The organism is Streptomyces sp. NPDC047079 (assembly GCF_040643755.1).
GTDB lineage: Bacteria > Actinomycetota > Actinomycetes > Streptomycetales > Streptomycetaceae > Streptomyces.
In genome coordinates this window covers 106915-124510 of sequence record NZ_JBEYUZ010000018.1, presented here as the reverse complement: position 1 = coordinate 124510, position 17596 = coordinate 106915, and the positions used below count along the sequence as shown (strand labels likewise).

Annotated in this window: 18 protein-coding genes; 3 read left to right on the top strand and 15 right to left on the bottom strand. The window is 71.7% G+C overall.

Annotated elements, in window-relative coordinates; all coding sequences use genetic code 11:
- Positions 1-11 precede the first annotated feature (11 nt).
- The gene (locus ABZ823_RS22835; protein WP_361663297.1) at positions 12-569 is read right to left on the bottom strand and encodes a M23 family metallopeptidase; all 558 of its coding nucleotides are present in this window, start codon (positions 567-569) and stop codon (positions 12-14) included.
- 408 nt (positions 570-977) lie between these two features.
- The gene (locus ABZ823_RS22830) at positions 978-3500 is read right to left on the bottom strand and encodes an ATP-dependent Clp protease ATP-binding subunit (RefSeq protein ID WP_361663294.1); all 2523 of its coding nucleotides are present in this window, start codon (positions 3498-3500) and stop codon (positions 978-980) included.
- Between the two features lie 430 nt (positions 3501-3930).
- Here ABZ823_RS22830 and ABZ823_RS22825 point away from each other — a divergent pair, with 430 nt between their 5' ends.
- On the top strand, positions 3931-4572 hold the full coding sequence (locus ABZ823_RS22825; protein ID WP_361663291.1) for an SCO3374 family protein: 642 nt from the start codon (positions 3931-3933) through the stop codon (positions 4570-4572).
- Here ABZ823_RS22825 and ABZ823_RS22820 read toward each other — a convergent pair.
- From ABZ823_RS22820 to ABZ823_RS22775, 10 genes are all read right to left on the bottom strand, one after another.
- Positions 4551-4889 (bottom strand): Lsr2 family protein, encoded by a 339-nt coding sequence (locus tag ABZ823_RS22820; protein ID WP_361663288.1) that lies wholly within the window; start codon positions 4887-4889, stop codon positions 4551-4553. The genes ABZ823_RS22825 and ABZ823_RS22820 overlap by 22 nt on opposite strands.
- Positions 4890-5139: 250 nt before the next feature.
- A complete protein-coding gene (locus ABZ823_RS22815) occupies positions 5140-5667 on the bottom strand; it encodes an amino-acid N-acetyltransferase (protein WP_361663285.1) in 528 nt (175 codons plus the stop codon).
- Positions 5668-5676: 9 nt separating this feature from the next.
- Positions 5677-6279, bottom strand: a complete 603-nt coding sequence (locus ABZ823_RS22810; RefSeq protein WP_361663388.1) for a BlaI/MecI/CopY family transcriptional regulator — start codon at positions 6277-6279, stop codon at positions 5677-5679.
- Positions 6280-6444: 165 nt separating this feature from the next.
- Complete coding sequence (locus ABZ823_RS22805; protein ID WP_361663282.1) at positions 6445-6624, bottom strand: hypothetical protein; 180 nt, start codon at positions 6622-6624, stop codon at positions 6445-6447.
- Between the two features lie 207 nt (positions 6625-6831).
- Positions 6832-7485: a hypothetical protein gene (locus tag ABZ823_RS22800; RefSeq protein ID WP_361663279.1), complete on the bottom strand. Its 654-nt coding sequence runs from the start codon at positions 7483-7485 to the stop codon at positions 6832-6834.
- 96 nt (positions 7486-7581) lie between these two features.
- Positions 7582-8379 (bottom strand): type III pantothenate kinase, encoded by a 798-nt coding sequence (locus ABZ823_RS22795; protein ID WP_361663276.1) that lies wholly within the window; start codon positions 8377-8379, stop codon positions 7582-7584.
- Between the two features lie 8 nt (positions 8380-8387).
- Positions 8388-9365, bottom strand: coding sequence for a carboxylating nicotinate-nucleotide diphosphorylase (gene nadC / locus ABZ823_RS22790; RefSeq protein ID WP_361663273.1), 978 nt, complete (start codon positions 9363-9365; stop codon positions 8388-8390).
- A 5-nt stretch (positions 9366-9370) separates the two neighbouring features.
- Entirely contained in the window at positions 9371-11131 is a 1761-nt protein-coding gene (locus ABZ823_RS22785) for an L-aspartate oxidase (protein ID WP_361663269.1), read from the bottom strand.
- On the bottom strand, positions 11128-12147 hold the full coding sequence (gene panC / locus ABZ823_RS22780) for a pantoate--beta-alanine ligase (protein ID WP_361663266.1): 1020 nt from the start codon (positions 12145-12147) through the stop codon (positions 11128-11130). Before panC ends, ABZ823_RS22785 begins: the two co-directional genes overlap by 4 nt.
- Positions 12144-13064: a DUF2520 domain-containing protein gene (locus tag ABZ823_RS22775; RefSeq protein WP_361663263.1), complete on the bottom strand. Its 921-nt coding sequence runs from the start codon at positions 13062-13064 to the stop codon at positions 12144-12146. The genes panC and ABZ823_RS22775 overlap by 4 nt, the downstream gene beginning before the upstream one ends.
- A gap of 173 nt (positions 13065-13237) precedes the next feature.
- Here ABZ823_RS22775 and ABZ823_RS22770 point away from each other — a divergent pair, with 173 nt between their 5' ends.
- Positions 13238-14533 carry a beta-eliminating lyase-related protein gene (locus ABZ823_RS22770; protein ID WP_361663260.1) on the top strand — a complete coding sequence of 432 codons (1296 nt, stop codon included), beginning with the start codon at positions 13238-13240 and terminating at the stop codon, positions 14531-14533.
- Between the two features lie 96 nt (positions 14534-14629).
- Here ABZ823_RS22770 and ABZ823_RS22765 read toward each other — a convergent pair whose 3' ends face one another.
- Positions 14630-14848, bottom strand: a complete 219-nt coding sequence (locus tag ABZ823_RS22765) for a hypothetical protein (RefSeq protein ID WP_361663257.1) — start codon at positions 14846-14848, stop codon at positions 14630-14632.
- 160 nt (positions 14849-15008) lie between these two features.
- Here ABZ823_RS22765 and ABZ823_RS22760 point away from each other — a divergent pair, with 160 nt between their 5' ends.
- Positions 15009-16115: a DUF5937 family protein gene (locus ABZ823_RS22760; protein ID WP_361663254.1), complete on the top strand. Its 1107-nt coding sequence runs from the start codon at positions 15009-15011 to the stop codon at positions 16113-16115.
- 21 nt (positions 16116-16136) lie between these two features.
- On the opposite strand, the gene ABZ823_RS22755 is transcribed toward ABZ823_RS22760, so the two are convergent.
- Positions 16137-16769 carry an AAA family ATPase gene (locus ABZ823_RS22755; RefSeq protein ID WP_361663251.1) on the bottom strand — a complete coding sequence of 211 codons (633 nt, stop codon included), beginning with the start codon at positions 16767-16769 and terminating at the stop codon, positions 16137-16139.
- Positions 16770-16855: 86 nt separating this feature from the next.
- Complete coding sequence (locus tag ABZ823_RS22750; RefSeq protein WP_361663248.1) at positions 16856-17527, bottom strand: response regulator transcription factor; 672 nt, start codon at positions 17525-17527, stop codon at positions 16856-16858.
- Positions 17528-17596 lie beyond the last annotated feature (69 nt).

The window sequence follows — 17596 nt, the reverse complement described above, 5'->3', positions numbered from 1 at the left end:
GGGGCGACCCCTCAGACGGCCACACCCCTGGCACGCAGGAAGCTGAGGGGGTTCACCGCGGATCCGAAGTGCGGGCTCGTGCGGATCTCGAAGTGCAGGTGTGGCCCGCTTGCGTTGCCGGTGCTGCCGACGAGCCCGATGCGCTGCCCGGTCGCCACCGCCTGACCGACCCGCACATCGATCCGCGAGAGATGGGCGTACTGGGAGTACGTCCCGCCGGGGTGCTTGACGACGACGGCGTTGCCGTACGCGGGCCCGTCGCCGGCGCCGTTGCCGCCGGCCTTGACCACGACGCCGGTGTGCACCACGCCGACCGGGGTGCCGCTCGGCACCGCGAAGTCCTGACCGGTGTGGCCGGCCCGCCACATCCCGCCGGCCTGACGGAAGCCCGCGGTGAGCCCGTACTGCTTGACCGGGCCGACCCAGGTGACGGCGCCCGGCGCGGCGTGGCCGGCGGCGGTCGCCGCTCCGGCCCCCAGTACGGCGGAGATTCCCGCGCCGGCGGCCAGGACGGCGGCCCGGGCGCGGAGCCGTGACCTACGGGACGGAGAGGAGGCGCGCTGGGACATGGGGACCTCATGGGGTCGGGGACTTGACCGATCCTTGGTACAAGCAGGCCCAGCCATCCCCAAAACCCGTGCGCTACGACGAGCCTTCGTACAGACCGAACGGGAATTCCGGCCTCTTGACAGAAGGAGCGCCCATTGGGAAGTCGGGTAAAAGCGCCGCATGGAAGGCCTTTCGAGCACCGCGCCCCTTCCGCGACAGAAACATAAATGTCCTTTTTGTGGATAACGTTCTCTTGCTAGACGGCTTAGTACGGCCTGTCCGGCTTGTGCACCATGTCACCCCCGGTGGCCCGTGCCGGGCTGGAAAAGCTGTTTTCCCGGTCCCTGAAAGAGCGGGCCTCGACACGGGAAAAGGGGCTGCCCCGGGACCTGGGTCCCGGGGCAGCCCCTGTGCGCAAACCCGAGGGGTTACGCCTCCTTGCTCAGGTTCGGTCCGCCACCGGCCGCCTGCTCGATCGGCGGAACGTCCGGCAGTGCCGACTTCTCCTCACCGCGGAAGGTGAAGGTCTTGGTGTCGCCCTCGCCCTCCGTGTCGACGACCACGATGTGGCCCGGACGCAGCTCCCCGAAGAGGATCTTCTCGGACAGCGTGTCCTCGATCTCGCGCTGGATCGTGCGGCGCAGCGGCCGGGCGCCCAGCACGGGGTCGTAGCCCTTCTTCGCCAGCAGCTCCTTGGCGGACTGGGCGAGCTCGATGCCCATGTCCCGGTCCTTGAGCCGCTCGTCCACCTTGCTGATCATCAGGTCGACGATCCGGAGGATGTCGTCCTGGGTCAGCTGCGGGAAGACGACCACGTCGTCGACGCGGTTGAGGAACTCGGGCCGGAAGTGCTGCTTCAGCTCGTCCGACACCTTGTTCTTCATGCGCTCGTAGTTGCTCTTCGTGTCGCCCTGGGCGGCGAAGCCCAGGTTGAAGCCCTTGGAGATGTCCCGGGTGCCGAGGTTGGTCGTCATGATGATGACCGTGTTCTTGAAGTCCACGACTCGGCCCTGGGAGTCGGTCAGACGACCGTCCTCCAGGATCTGCAACAGCGAGTTGAAGATGTCCGGGTGGGCCTTCTCGACCTCGTCGAAGAGGACGACCGAGAACGGCTTGCGGCGCACCTTCTCCGTCAGCTGGCCGCCCTCCTCGTAGCCCACGTATCCGGGGGGCGAACCGAAGAGACGCGAGACCGTGTGCTTCTCGCTGAACTCCGACATGTCGAGGGAGATCAGCGCGTCCTCGTCACCGAACAGGAACTCGGCGAGCGCCTTGGACAGCTCCGTCTTGCCGACACCGGACGGGCCCGCGAAGATGAACGAACCACCCGGACGCTTCGGGTCCTTCAGGCCCGCACGCGTACGCCGGATCGCCTTCGAGAGCGCCTTGACGGCGTCCACCTGGCCGATGACCCGCTTGTGGAGCTCGTCCTCCATGCGGAGCAGCCGGCTGGACTCCTCCTCGGTGAGCTTGAAGACCGGGATGCCCGTGGCGGTGGCCAGGACCTCGGCGATCAGCTCGCCGTCGACCTCGGCGACGACGTCCATGTCGCCGGCCTTCCACTCCTTCTCCCGCTTGGCCTTCGCGGCGAGCAGCTGCTTCTCCTTGTCACGGAGAGAAGCCGCCTTCTCGAAGTCCTGGGAGTCGATCGCGGACTCCTTGTCCCGGCGGACGGCCGCGATCTTCTCGTCGAACTCGCGCAGGTCCGGCGGAGCGGTCATCCGGCGGATGCGCATCCGGGAACCCGCCTCGTCGATCAGGTCGATCGCCTTGTCCGGCAGGAAGCGGTCCGAGATGTAGCGGTCGGCCAGGGTGGCGGCCTGGACCAGGGCCTCGTCCGTGATGGAGACGCGGTGGTGCGCCTCGTAACGGTCGCGCAGACCCTTCAGGATCTCGATCGTGTGCGGCAGGGACGGCTCCGCGACCTGGATGGGCTGGAAGCGACGCTCCAGGGCCGCGTCCTTCTCCAGGTGCTTGCGGTACTCGTCGAGCGTGGTCGCACCGATGGTCTGCAGCTCACCACGGGCCAGCATCGGCTTCAGGATGGAAGCCGCGTCGATGGCGCCCTCGGCGGCACCCGCACCGACCAGCGTGTGCAGCTCGTCGATGAACAGGATGATGTCGCCGCGGGTGCGGATCTCCTTGAGCACCTTCTTCAGGCGCTCCTCGAAGTCACCGCGGTAGCGGGAACCGGCGACCAGCGCGCCCAGGTCGAGGGTGTAGAGGTGCTTGTCCTTGAGGGTCTCGGGCACCTCGCCCTTGACGATGGCCTGCGCCAGGCCCTCGACGACCGCCGTCTTGCCGACGCCGGGCTCGCCGATGAGGACCGGGTTGTTCTTGGTCCGGCGGGACAGCACCTGCATGACCCGCTCGATCTCCTTCTCGCGCCCGATGACCGGGTCGAGCTTGGACTCACGAGCGGCCTGGGTGAGGTTCCGGCCGAACTGGTCCAGGACGAGGGAGGTCGAGGGCGTGCCCTCGGCCGGGCCGCCGGCGGTGGCGGTCTCCTTGCCCTGGTATCCCGACAGCAGCTGGATGACCTGCTGGCGGACACGGTTGAGGTCTGCGCCCAGCTTGACCAGGACCTGGGCGGCGACGCCCTCGCCCTCACGGATCAGGCCGAGCAGGATGTGCTCCGTGCCGATGTAGTTGTGGCCCAGCTGAAGAGCCTCGCGCAGCGACAGCTCCAGGACCTTCTTGGCACGGGGGGTGAAGGGGATGTGGCCGGACGGGGCCTGCTGGCCCTGGCCGATGATCTCCTCCACCTGCTGGCGGACCGCCTCGAGCGAAATCCCGAGGCTCTCCAGGGCCTTAGCGGCGACACCCTCACCCTCGTGGATCAGGCCCAGGAGGATGTGCTCGGTGCCGATGTAGTTGTGGTTGAGCATCCGGGCTTCTTCCTGAGCCAGGACGACAACCCGCCGCGCGCGGTCGGTGAACCTCTCGAACATCGTTAATCGCTCCTCAGAGCGGTCAGGCAGTAAGGGGACGCTCCCCTCCCTGTCCTTCCGCAGCTTAGTCCCGCAAGCGGGGACCGCTCATTCCAACTGCCGACACCGTCCTTGGCCTCCTGACCCCGAACGCCGACATCTGCTCCAACCCGATGGTGCGAGACGATGTTCCCGCAGGCCAGGCAGATACCCCACTCGCCAGTACGCCGTTGGCGAACGTGAGACGGCCTCTCCTGCGTGTCGCCCCCTCCCACTAGGGATGTCTTACCCGTACGCACGGACACTCCATGCCGTGCGCACCGGTTCCCTCCGCTATGGGCGAACATCCTTGCGCTGCCGGACACCCCCGAACGCCCTCGTTTCCGACACCGTGCGCAGTTGCCGCGCCACCCAGCGTAACTCCGGGCCTCTTCGGGCTGTTGCTCCGGGCATGGTCCACACAGTGCCCCTGGTTTCCACGGTGCCCCTCCCCCGCCGACCGCGCGACCCGGGCACTCCACAGGGCCCGGTGCGCCGCTGGTACGAGGAGGGGCTGGGCTGGGCCACCGCTCCCGGGGAGCCGCTGAGGCTGGTCACGGGCCTGCGCTTCGACGTCCTGGAGGCCCCCGCCGAAGCCGGGTTCGCCGCGCTACGGCATCTGGGCCCCGCGTCTCCCGTGGCGGTGCACGGTCAGCGGATGCGACTGCTGGTGGCCGCGGGCAGCGCGGAAGAACTGCCGGGGCTGCTCGACTGGCTGGAGTGGGGCGCCCTGGCCCTGGACCTCACCGCCATCGGGGCGGGCGGGCACATCGAGGCGCCGCCGCCACCGTGCGGGGCCCCGGCGTCCGGCTCCCCGGACCCGGCCGGCACCTGCCGGCCGCTCGACCCGCACCGGATCGGTTCCCAGGGGGCCGCCGTCTGGCTGCGGCCCCCGGAGCCGGGGTGCGAGATCGAAACGCTGCTGCCGACACTGTCGGCCGTGGGGGGCGGTGGGGGCGCCCCCGATCTGGTGCGGCTGGTCGACACGATGGCCACGCAGTGCCATCGTGTCCGGCTTCGGCGCGCGTGCGCTCAGCCGTTGGCCTTCTCGTAAGCCTCGCGGATGGACGCCGGGACACGGCCACGGTCGTTGACCTCGTAACCGTTCTCCTTCGCCCAGGCGCGAATCTGCGCGGTGTCCTGGCTGCCGCCGGAAGCGGCTGCGCGGGTCTTGCCGCGCCCGCCCGCCGCGCGGCCTCCGGTACGACGGCCACCCTTCACATAGGGCTCGAGAAGGCCACGGAGCTTGTCCGCGTTGGTGGTCGTGAGATCGATCTCGTACGTCTTGCCGTCCAGTGCGAACGTGACGGTCTCGTCCGCCTCGCCACCGTCGAGGTCGTCGACAAGAAGGACCTGAACCTTCTGTGCCACCGGATTTCCTTTCATCGATAACTTCAGGGCCGAGGGTGTGCGGCCTGCGCCGCTTGTTTCGCGTCCCCTGTTATATGCAGTACTGCAGTACGTCGGAAAGCAAACCGCTTTTGCCGGAAAAACACAAACCCCCGGGAGAGGGCAACCCGCGACGGGCGGATCGGAAACATGCGCGTTTCGGACATAGGGAACCCGGGCAACGCTGTCAGGCCGAGGCGGGGGCCGAATAGTCCGGGCGATCCCTTGACGATCACAGATGCAGAAGCATCCGGCTGTTGCCCAAGGTGTTCGGTTTCACTCGTTCGAGACCGAGGAACTCCGCCACACCCTCGTCATAGGAACGCAACAGCTCCGCGTAGACATCGGTGTCGACAGGCGTCTCGCCGATCTCGACGAAGCCGTGCTTCTCGAAGAAGTCCACTTCGAAGGTCAGGCAGAATACGCGGCGAACGCCGAGCCAGCGGGCGGTCTGGAGCAACTTCCCCAGCAACCGGTGCCCGACGCCGAGGCCCCTGGCCTCGGGCTTCACCGCGAGAGTGCGTACTTCCGCGAGGTCTTCCCACATGACGTGCAGGGCACCGCAGCCGACGACCTCGCCGTTGTCGTCCCGTTCCGCCACCCAGAACTCCTGGATGTCCTCGTAAAGCGTGACCGTCGCTTTGTCGAGCAGGATGCCGCGCCGGACGTAGGCGTCGAGGAGGCGGCGCACCGCCGGGACATCGGTGGTCCGGGCACGCCGGACGGTGACGGCTTTTGCGGCGGGACTGTCTGCGGGCATGAGCGGACGCTATCGTCCGGTGCCGCCCCCGTCCGAGGCGGGGTTCTTCTCCTCCCTCATCTCCCCGGGGTTCTCCCCCGGGGTTCCGCCGGGCTTGTCGCCGGCGCTCCCGGCGGGGCGATCGGAGGGTGGTGCGGATTCGGTGGATTCGGCTTCCGCGGCGGAGGCCGTTTCGCCACCGGGTTCCGCGGCGGGCGTCGATTCGGTGTCTCCGGCTTCCGCGGTGGGTGCCGTTTCGGTGCCTTCGGGCTCCGGTGTACTTGCCGGGCCCTGCACGATGCGCATGGCGTCCCCGAGCGCCTGCCGCTGTTCGTCGCTCATCATGCCGAAGAAGGCGACGAGTGCGGCGGCGGGGTTGTCGCTCTGCGACCAGGCGTCGTTCATCAGTGCGGCCGCGTAGGCGGCGCGGGTGGAGACGGCCTCATATCGATAGGCCCGGCCTTCCGCCTCGCGGCGGACCCAGCCCTTCTGATGGAGATTGTCCAAAACGGTCATCACCGTGGTGTACGCGATGGACCGTTCCTGTTGAAGATCTTCCAGGACTTCTCGAACGGTCACCGGGCGGTTCCACTTCCACACCCGCGTCATGACCGCGTCTTCGAGTTCTCCCAATGGGCGGGGCACGCTCAGCACAATAGTGGGAGATGCCACCAATGGCCTGCCGAACAGGCGCATATCTGGCGAACCGCAACAAAAAGGGCGCACGACTCGAAAATCAAGCGAGTCGCGCGCCATGTGCGTGCGCACCGGGTCCGGTGCGGGCGGGAGCCGGCCCGGTCAGCCCTCGGCGTCCCGGGATGCCGGGCGGGCGCTCTCCGCGTGCGCGAGCGCCGCGTCGACGGCCGCGTCCTCCTTGGCCTTGTTGGCGCCACCCTGGGTCTTCACGATCACCCTGATGACCCCGATGAAGAACGCGGCCATGACGACCGGGGGCACGAGCGCGGAGAGGTAGTCCATGCGTCCAGAGTAGCCAGGCCCCGATGGGTACGGCCGTGGGGTACCGCCTCGCGGGTTTCGTGGTTTCGCTCGGATCAGGTTCGCAGCGGTGCGGTCGCTTCGCGGCGGTAGGGGGCGCACCCCGGGTGGCCCGACGGCGTGGCGAGGTGCCGCGCCGGGCATGGCGGACCCGGGCCCAGCCCATCCCGCTGATCCGAACGAAACCTTCTAACCCACGGCGAGGCGCCGCTGGGCGTGCGGCGGCCCGGGCTTGCGCTTGGGCGGGAAGACCTCGCCAGGGGTGGGGATGGGGCGCTGCGGGCGCGGCGACTGGGGCTCGGGGCGCGGCCCGGGCTTCTCCGGCTGCCCGCCCGGCTTGTCACCGGGTTTACGCGTGGGCTTCTCGGCCGGCTCCTCCGCGCCGCCGCGACCGCCCGGGAGTGCCGTGAGCCGGGTTCGGGAGGCGGGCACCGTGACGGCCCGGGGGGTGAGGCGGGCGCGCAGGCCGCGTTCCGCCAGGGCGCGGCAGCGGTCGAGCAGGGCGGCGGCAGCGGGGGTGCCGCACAGGGCGCGCAAGGCGGCGAGGTCGTCCGGGTCCGGTCGGTAGCCGACCCGCAGGGCGTCCTCCAGGAGGGCGAGGTAGCCACGTGCGGCGCCGGGAAGGGCGGCGCGGTAGCGGGCGAGGTCGGCCAGCAGGAAGGCCCGCAGGCGGGCGCCCTCCCGCACCGCCTCGTCGACGGACTCGGCGAGGTGGAGGCAGTCCTTGACGTCCTCGGCGGAAGCGGTGCGGGGATGAAGGGCGAGGGCGAGGGCCCGGCGGAGCACGCGCAGCTCCTCCGCGCCGAAGGCCAGGCCGCCGCGGGATCCGTATGGCGTGGGCATGCGGTGACGCTACCGCTAATCGGACAAAACGGGCCGCTCAGGGGGCCGTGTCGCTCCCGGGTTCCCTCAGGTGGGGGCGACGTACGGCCCCGGGCCTCACATCCGTGACACGTTCCGTTCGTATACCAACCGCAGGCCGATCAGGGTCAGCCACGGCTCGTGCTCGTCGATCACCGCGGACTCGCCGAGCACCATCGGGGCGAGGCCGCCCGTCGCGATGACCGTCACGTCGTCCGGGTCGGCCGCCAGCTCGCGGGCCATACGGCTCACGACCCCGTCGACCTGGCCCGCGAACCCGTAGACGATGCCCGCCTGCATCGCCTCCACCGTGTTCTTGCCGATCACGCTCCGGGGCCGCGCCACCTCGATCTTCCGCAGCTGGGCGCCCTTGACGCCCAGCGCCTCCACCGAGATCTCGATGCCCGGCGCGATGACGCCGCCCACGTACTCCCCGCGGGCACTCACCGCGTCGAACGTCGTCGCCGTACCGAAGTCCACGACGATCGCCGGCCCCCCGTAGAGATGGACCGCGGCGACCGCGTTGATGATGCGGTCCGCGCCGACCTCCTTGGGGTGGTCGGTGAGGATCGGCACGCCCGTCTTCACCCCCGGCTCCACGAGCACCGCGGGCACGTCGCCGTAGTAGCGCCGCGTCACCTCGCGCAGCTCGTGCAGCACCGACGGCACCGTCGCGCAGATCGCGATGCCGTCGATGCCGTCGCCCAGTTCCTCGCCGAGGAGCGGATGCATGCCCATCAGGCCCTGGAGGAGCACCGCGAGCTCGTCCGCCGTGCGGCGCGCGTCCGTGGAGATCCGCCAGTGCTCGACGATGTCCTCGCCGTCGAACAGTCCGAGGACGGTGTGCGTGTTGCCTACGTCGATGGTCAGCAGCATGGCCCTACCTACTCCGCCGCTCGCAGGTCCAGGCCGATGTCCAGGATCGGGGAGGAGTGCGTCAGCGCTCCGACCGCCAGGAAGTCGACACCCGTGTCCGCGTACGCCTTCGCGTTCTGAAGGGTCAGGCGGCCCGACGCCTCCAGCAGGGCACGGCCGCCGACGATCGCGACCGCCTCCTCGCACTCGCCCGGCGTGAAGTTGTCCAGGAGGATCAGGTCGGCCCCCGCGTCCACCACCTCGCGCAACTGGTGCAGGGTGTCGACCTCGACCTCGATCGGGACGTCCGGGAACATCTCACGGACCGCCTCGAACGCCCGGGCGACACCGCCGGCCGCCACAACGTGGTTGTCCTTCACCAGCGCCGCGTCCGACAGCGACATCCGGTGGTTCACGCCGCCGCCGCAGCGGACCGCGAACTTCTCCAGGGCGCGCAGGCCCGGCGTCGTCTTGCGGGTGTCCCGTACGCGCGCCTTGGTGCCCTCCAGGGCGTCCGCCCACGCGCGCGTGGCGGTTGCGATGCCCGACAGACGGCACAGGATGTTCAGCGCGCTGCGTTCGGCGGTGAGCAGGTCACGGGTGCGCGTGGTGACGGTCAGAAGCTTCTGGCCGGCCTCCACCCGGTCGCCGTCGTCCACATGGCGTTCGACCTCGAACTCGTCCGTGCAGACCACCGAGATGACCGCCTCGGCCACCCGGAGGCCCGCCACCACGCCGGCCTCGCGCGCGATGAAGTCGCCCGTCGCCGCCGCCTCTTCGGGGATCGTCGCGACCGTGGTCACGTCCACGCCGTGGTCCAGGTCCTCCTGGATGGCGACATTGGCGATGTCCTCGACCTCCACCGGGTCGAGCCCGGCGTCGGCCAGGAGCTGGGCGAGTGCCGGGTCGAGCCCGCACTCTAGGTATTCCTCTTCGGCGTCCGCGCCGCAGGCACAGCCGTCGCCGCAGCCACCGGTCGAGGCGAGGGGGAGGTCGGGGGTGCTCACTTCTGTCACTGCTCCTGAGGACGGTGCTGCGATGAGGTCTCCCCGGCGCGGGCGGCGCCGGGGGACTCGGGGAGGGTCGGGGGGAAGTCTGCGGTGTCGGTGGTGTCTACGGCCAGCGTCCGGTCCGGATTCAGCCGTACGACGATGTGGCGGCGCCAGGAGGTGTCGTCACGGCCTGGGTGGTCCTGGCGCCAGTGGCAGCCGCGGGTCTCCTCGCGCGCCAGGGCCGCGGCGACCAGGACCCGTGCCACGCACAGGAGGTTGGTGGTCTCCCAGGTGTCCACACCGGGCTCGGCGGTCTTGCCGTTCTCGTCGAGGATGTCGCGCGCCTCGCTGTGCAGCCGCTGGAGCCGGTCCGCGGCCTCCTGGAGGGACGCGGCGGACCTGAGCACTCCGGCCCCGTCCGTCATGATCCGCTGGATCGCGAACCGGTCCTCCGGGGCGAGCAGCGGATGCGCGGGCCGCTCGGGATACGGGACGGGTTCCGGCACGCGCGCGTGCAGGCCACCCTCTGTGCGCCCCCGGGCGATGTCGGCGGCGATGCGCTCGGCGTAGACCAGGCCCTCCAGCAGGGAGTTCGAGGCGAGCCGGTTGGCGCCGTGCACGCCCGTGCACGCGACCTCGCCGCACGCGTACAGGCCCCGCACGGTCGTCCGGCCGTGGAGGTCGGTGCGCACACCGCCGGAGGCGTAGTGGGCCGCGGGGGCGACCGGGATGGGTTCGGTGACCGGGTCGATGCCGTGGGTGCGGCAGGCGGCCAGGATCGTCGGGAAGCGGTGCTCCCACATGTCGGCGCCGAAGTGGCGGGCGTCCAGGAACATGTGCTCGGCGTCCTGCTCCTGCATCCGGCGCATGATGCCCTTGGCCACGATGTCCCGGGGCGCCAGTTCGGCCAGCTCGTGCTGACCGGCCATGAAGCGCACCCCGTCCCGGTCCACCAGGTGGGCGCCCTCGCCGCGCACCGCCTCGGAGACGAGGGGCTGCTGGCCCTCCGCGTCGGGGCCGAGGAACAGCACCGTCGGGTGGAACTGCACGAACTCCAGATCGCTGACCTCGGCGCCGGCGCGCAGTGCGAGCGCCACGCCGTCGCCCGTGGACACCGACGGGTTGGTGGTCGCGGAGAAGACCTGGCCCATGCCGCCGGTGGCGAGGACCACCGCGGGCGCGTGCACGGCCCCCACGCCGTCGTGCTGGCCCTCGCCCATGACGTGCAGGCTGACGCCCGCGGTACGGCCCTCGGCGTCGGTGAGCAGATCCAGGACCAGCGCGTTCTCGATGGTGCGCAGCCCACGCGCGCGTACGGCCTCGACCAGCGCCCGGGAGACCTCGGCGCCGGTCGCGTCGCCGCCGGCGTGCGCGATCCGGCGGCGGTGGTGGCCGCCCTCCCGGGTCAACTCGATGCCGCCCTCGTCGTCGGTGTCGAAGTGCGCTCCGGTGGAGATGAGTCTGCGTACCGCGTCGGGGCCCTCGGTGACCAGGATGCGGACCGCCTTCTCGTCGCACAGGCCCGCACCCGCCACCAGCGTGTCCTGAAGGTGCTGCGCCGGGGTGTCGCCCTCGCCGAGGGCCGCCGCGATGCCGCCCTGCGCCCAGCGGGTGGAGCCGTCGTCCAGCCGCGCCTTGGTGACGACGACCGTCCGCAGGCCCGCGGCCTCGCATCGCAGGGCCGCGGTGAGGCCGGCGACGCCGGAGCCGACGACGACGACGTCCGCGGAGATGGACCAGCCCGGTGCGGGCGCGTGCAGTCGTATGCCTGTGCTGGTCACGATGCGGCTCCGTGGGGGTCGACGGGCTCGGGGGCTCCGAAGGAGAGGGGGATGTTGTCGATGAGCCGGGTCGTCCCGACCCGGGCGGCGACGACGAGGACGGCCTCGCCGGTGAAGTCGTCGGGGACCTCGGTGAAGTCCGAGGGATCGACCAGCGCCAGGTAGTCCAGCACCAGCGGCGGGTCCAGCTGGGCGGCCTCGTCGAGCACGAGCCGCGCGGTGGCGCGGACGGCGGCGGGACCGCCGGGCGCGGCCTGCGCCACGGCGTGCGCGTCGGCGGCGGCGCGCGACTCGCCTATCGCGCTGAGGGCCTCCGCACGCGCGTGCGTGGAGGGCACCTCACGGGCACGGGCGCGCAGCGCCTCCTGGGCGGCGTGCCGGTCGCGTCCCGCGAACAGGGCCCGGGAGAGAGCCAGCGCGGTGTGCCGCTCGGCGGGCGAGAGATAGCGGTTGCGGCTGGAGAGGGCGAGCCCGTCGGACTCGCGCACGGTGGACACGCCGACGATATCCACGCCGAAGTTCAGGTCGCGCACCATGCGGCGGATCAGGGCCAGCTGCTGGGCGTCCTTCTGCCCGAACAGGGCCACGTCGGGGCGTGTGAGGTGCAGCAGCTTGGCGACGACCGTGAGCATGCCGTCGAAGTGGCCGGGGCGGGAGGCGCCTTCGAGGCGCTCGCCCATCGGGCCGGCGGTGATCCGCACCTGGGGCTCGCCGCCCGGGTAGACCTCGTCCACGGAGGGGGCGAACACCGCGTCCGCCCCGGCCTGTTCCGCGACCTTGAGGTCGGCGTCCAGGGTGCGCGGATAGCGGTCGAGGTCCTCGCCCTTGCCGAACTGGAGCGGGTTGACGAAGACGGTGACGACGACCTCGCCGTCCGGTCCGGCGATCTGGCGGGCGGCGCGCACCAGGGTCGCGTGGCCCTCGTGCAGGGCGCCCATGGTCATCACGACGGCACGGCGGCCGGGCTTCACGCGCGCGCGCAGTTCGTCGGCGGTGCGCAGCAGGGCGGTGGTCATCGGGCGTCCCCTTCGGTCCCGTCGGCGAGTACCCCGAGGAGGTCCTCGGCCAGCTCCGGCTTCAGCAGTCCGTGCGCGAGGGCCCGGTCGGCGGTCGCGCGGGCCATGGCCAGATAGCCGGCGACGGTCTCCGGGGCGTGCTTGCGCAGCTCGGCGATGTGCGCCGCGACGGTGCCCGCGTCGCCGCGCGCGACGGGGCCGGTCAGGGCCGCGTCGCCGGAGCGCAGGGCGTTGTCCAGGGCGGCGCCGAGCAGCGGGCCGAGCATGCAGTCGGGGGCCTCGACGCCCGCCGCGCGCAGCAGCTCCATGGACTCGGCGACCAGGGTGACCAGGTGGTTCGCGCCGAGAGCGAGGGCCGCGTGGTAAAGCGGGCGCATCTCCTCGGCGATCCACTCGGGCTCGCCGCCCATCTCGATCACGAGCGCCTCGGCGGCCAGCCGCAGCTCCTCGGGCGCGGTGACGCCGAAGGAACAGCCGGCCAGGCGCTGGACGTCCACGGGGGTGCCGGTGAAGGTCATCGCCGGGTGCAGGGCGATCGGCAGCGCTCCCGCGCGCAGGGCGGGGTCGAGCACCCGTGCGCCGTACCGCCCGGAGGTGTGCACGAGCAGCTGTCCGGGCCGTACCGCGCCGGTCTCGGCGAGGCCCTCCACGAGGCCCGGCAGGGTGTCGTCGGGGACGGTCAGCAGGACCAGGTCGGCACGGTCCAGGACCTCGGCGGGCGGGACGAGGGGCACGTCCGGAAGCATCAGCGCCGCCCGCCGTCGGGAGGCGTCGGACACCCCCGACACCGCGACCGGGCGGTGCCCGGCAAGTCCAAGGGACGCGGCGAGCGCCGGCCCGACGCGGCCCGCTCCGACGACGCCCACGGTCAGCCGCGCGGGGCGGTCCTTGGGGTCTGGCTGTTGGAATGTACTCACTCGGCGGTGGCCTTCCCGTTCCAGTCCGCTCTGGGTACCGGACGATTTCTCGTCATGTTAACGCGATCGGTTCGCCGGGCGGCCAGGCGTCCACAGGCTGTGGGTTTTCGCACGCCGTGGGGGCAGGGAAATGCGGGTGCCGGGCGGCGCGGGCGCGCGGCATCATCCATGGCGTGAGCACGGCGGAGCGGGACATGGAGCGGACGACGGAAGGGGCGGACGGGATGGAAGGGGCAGAGGCGGAGAGGGCGGACGGGGACGGCCGGGCGGCGGACGACCTGGAGCGGCGGCCGACGCCGGCGCCGGACGAGCTGCGGCGAGCGCGCCGGATCGCCGTACTGCGGGGCGCCGAGCGCGTCCTGGCGCGTCCGGGCTTCCTGGGCACGCTGCGGGAGCGGTTGGCGCTGCTGGACGGCGTCGAGGATCTGTACGACCTCGACGAGCCCTCGGACATCTACGGAACGGGCGTCGTGGAGGCGCTGGAGGAGAAGGTCGCCGGGCTGCTGGGCACCGAGGCCGCCGCCTTCTTCCCCACCGGCACGATGGCCCAGCAGGTGGCCCTGCGCTGCTGGGCGGGCCGCACCGGCAGCCCCACGGTCGCCCTGCACCCCCTCGCCCACCCGGAGACACACGAACGGAAGGCCTTCAGCGAGGTCAGCGGGTTGCGCCCGGTGCACATCACGAACGAGCCCCGGCTGCCGACGGCCGACGAGGTGCGGGCGTTCGAAGAGCCCTTCGGGGCGCTGATGCTCGAACTGCCCCTCAGGGACGCCGGTTTCGTACTGCCTTCCTTCGAGGAGCTGGCCGAGGTCGTGGAGGCAGCGCACGAACGCGACGCGGTGGTGCACTTCGACGGCGCGCGCCTGTGGGAGACCACGGTCCACTTCGGCCGCCCGCTGAGGGAGATCGCGGACCTCGCGGACAGCGTCTATGTGTCGTTCTACAAGTCGCTGGACGGGTACGGCGGCGCGGCCCTCGCCGGCCCCGGGACGCTCGTGGAGGAGGCCAAGGCCTGGCGCCATCGCTACGGCGGCATGGTCTTCCAGCAGTTCCCGACGGCGCTCGCGGCCGTCGCCGGCCTGGAGCGGCACCTGCCCCGGCTGCCGGAATATGTGCGCCACGCGCGCGTGGTCGCCGCGGCGCTGCGCGAGGGGTTCGCGGCGGCCGGGCTGCCCTGGACACGCGTGCACCCCGCCGAGCCGCACACCCACGACTTCCAGCTCTGGCTGCCGTACGACGCCGACGTGCTCACGGAGACCGCGTTCCGGCAGGGCGAGGAGACGGGCACCCTGCTGTTCGCCAACCCCTGGCGGCGCGGCGGCCCGGACCTGGCCTTCACCGAGGTCTCCGTACGGGCCGACGGGCTGGCGTGGACGGCGGACGATGTGAAGGCGGCGGTGACGGAGTTCGTGGCCCGCCTGCCGGAGACCGGGGACCTGGAGGGGCCTTCCCGGCCGCGCGGGCGGTAGGGCGCCGCCGGGCGGGAGGCGGGAGGGCGGCCCTGCGGCGGGCGGGCGGAGCTGTCCTCAGCCGGGCGGGCGGTCACGGGCGGGACGGGCGGGTCGTCAGCAGCCAGGGCGAGGGCGGCGCGCGGGAAGCCGGCGGGACAGGGCCGTCCGCAGCCGCCCCCGCGCCGGGCGGCCCGCCACGACGGCACGGAACTCCCGGTAACCGCCCAGTTCGCGCACGAGCTGCCAGTCGTGGGTGCCGGGGGCGGGCGGGGTGGGCTCGCCCAGCCGCCGGGCGCGGTAGGTGTCGAGCAGGTACTGCTGGGTGATGCTCATGGGATGTCGCCTCTTCGGAATGTAGGAGACAGGGATCCGAAGGCTCCGCGGCTGCCCCGGTCGTCCCAGGCTGCGCCCGGGACGCGGCCGCCGTCGCGTCGATTGACGACCGCCGTCAACCGACGCCCGCGGTGTCGGTGGCGCGGTGCACCATGAGGTCATGAGCGTGCGCATCGACATCACCGGGCTACGGCGGGAGAAGATCGCCGTCGTGACCTCCCCGCTGGCCGAGCTCGGGATGGCCCTGCACGCGCTGTCCGAGCCCGGCCACCACCCCGGGCTCCAGGGCTGGGCGACCACCGTGACCTGCGGCCTGGACTCGCACCTCGCCGATCAGATGTGCGAGGCCGACTTCCTGTGGCGTACGACGTTCTCGGACCTCTTCCAGCCGTACGCGGGCATACCGGGCAGGAGCACGCTCCCCGGCGCCACCCTCGCCGAGGAGCTGGACCTGCTGGACAAGCTCAGCGACGAGCAGTTCGTGGACGCCGCGCTGGAGTTCACCTGCGCGCTGCCGTACAGCCTGCCGGGAGCCGGCGCGCTCGCCGACGCCGAATCCCGTCGGCGCGCCCTGGAGCTGGCCGCCGCGCGAGGCCCGCAGCAACTGCTGTTCGGCGAGCGGCTGCTGGCCGACCCGCCGCGCACCCGGGCCTGGCTGCGGCAGTTCCTGGAGGACTGCTACGCGGCGTTCTTCGCGGACACCTGGTCCCGGCTGCGCCACCAGCTCGCGGCGGACGCCCGCCACAAGACGGACCTGTTGCGGCGCAAGGGCCTGGCCGAGGCGCTGGCATCGGTGTCGTCCGCGGTGACGCTCGACGAGACCGCGGCCCGGATCACCGTGGACAAGCTCGGCGATGGCCATACGGCCACCGCGGACGGCCGTCTGCTGCTCGTCCCCACCAGCCTGGGGTGGCCACACCTGATGGTGCTGCACCGGTACGGCTGGCAGCCCGTGCTGCACTATCCCGTCAGCTCCCCGGAGCTGGCGCCGCCGCCGTCGCTGGAGCAGCTGACCCTGCGGATGGCCGCCCTCTCCCATCCGGTGCGCATGCGCCTGTGCCGCAGCCTCGCCCGCAGCGCGTTCACCACGGGCGAGCTGGCCCACGTCCACGGCATGACGGCGCCCGAGATATCCCGGCACCTGGGCACCCTGAAGAAGGCGGGCCTGCTCACGACCCGCCGCCGCGGCCGGTACGTCATGCACCAGCTGGACGTGACCGCGGTGGCCCGGCTGGGCAGCGACTTCCTCGAGGGGATACTCCGGTAGTGCCCGGGCCGGGCCGCCCGATCAGTCGAGGCGGATGTGCTTCAGCCCGGTCTTCGCCTGGCGCAGCCGGGTCCGCACGGCGCCCTCGTGGTTGGGCCTGAGCGTCAGTCCGGCGAGCACGGCGATCCGGTCGGCCGTCTTGGGCACCGTCGAGCGGTCCGTCCACAGGTGCTCGGCGAACTCCGGCTCGCGCAGCCGCTCCAGGCAGTGGTCGAGCTGCCGGACGGCCCAGCTCTCCCTGCGCAGCGGGGCGTCCCTCCCGGCGACGTACCGCAGCACGTGTCCGAAGCCGCGCTCCCGCAGCCGCTCCAGGACGGTCTCGCGTTCTGCGAGAAGCGTGAAGTGCCGTACGTCGTGGCCGAGTTCCCGGAGCCGGCCGACGGTCTCCGCGAAGTAGCGCGGGTCGGTGACGGTCATGGGGGCGATGACCGTGCCGTCGTGCTTGCTCAGCGCCAGGTCGAGGACCTCGACCACGCCCTGCCGCCAGGACACCAGGTCCTGGAAGTCGCCGCGCAGTGCGGGCGGCAGCATGCGGCGCAGTCCGAAGCCGGCGTGTTCCGGATCGCAGATGACGCTGCCCGGCAGACGCCGTTGGATCTCGTGTGCGGTCTGTGTCTTGCCGCCCCCGAAGGGGCCGTTGATCCACAGGAGCATGCGCCAGACCCTAGCGGGCCGGGTCAGCCCTGCGGCGGGGGGTGGCCGCCTGCGGCGCGGGGAGGCCGCCTGCGACGGGGGGAGGCTCAGCCGTGGCCGCCCGCCCGCACGAGACCGGTCTCATAGGCGAGGACGACCACCTGGACCCGGTCCCGGAGACCCAATTTGGTCAGGATACGGCCGACGTGGGTCTTCACGGTCGCCTCGGACAGCACGAGCCGGGCCGCGATCTCGCCGTTGGACAGACCCTGCGCGACCAGCACCATCACCTCGCGCTCGCGCTCGGTGAGCCGCTCCAGCTCCTTGTGCCGGGGCTCGGCGGTGCCACCCGGCAGCATCGGCGCGAACCGGTCGAGGAGGCGACGGGTGGTGGAGGGAGCGACCACGGCGTCGCCGCTGTGCACGGAGCGGATGGCGGCGAGCAGTTCGCCGGGCGGCACGTCCTTCAGCATGAACCCGGAGGCACCCGCCTTCAGCCCGGAGAACGCGTACTCGTCGAGGTCGAACGTGGTCAGGATCAGCACCTTCGGGGCGCCCGGCTCCGAGCAGATGCGGCGGGTGGTCTCCACGCCGTCCAGCTTCGGCATACGGACGTCCATGAGGACCACGTCGACCTCGGTGGAGCGCAGCGCCTGGAGGGCCTCGACGCCGTCGCCCGCCTCCGCGACGACCTCCATGTCCGGCTGGGCGGCGAGCACCATCCGGAACCCGGTGCGCAGCAGCATCTGGTCGTCGACGAGCATCACGCGGATCGGCATGGCGGGGGTCCTCCGGTCGGCCTTGGGTCGGTGGGCTGGGGCGGTGTCGAGGCGGGCGGTCGGGGGTGC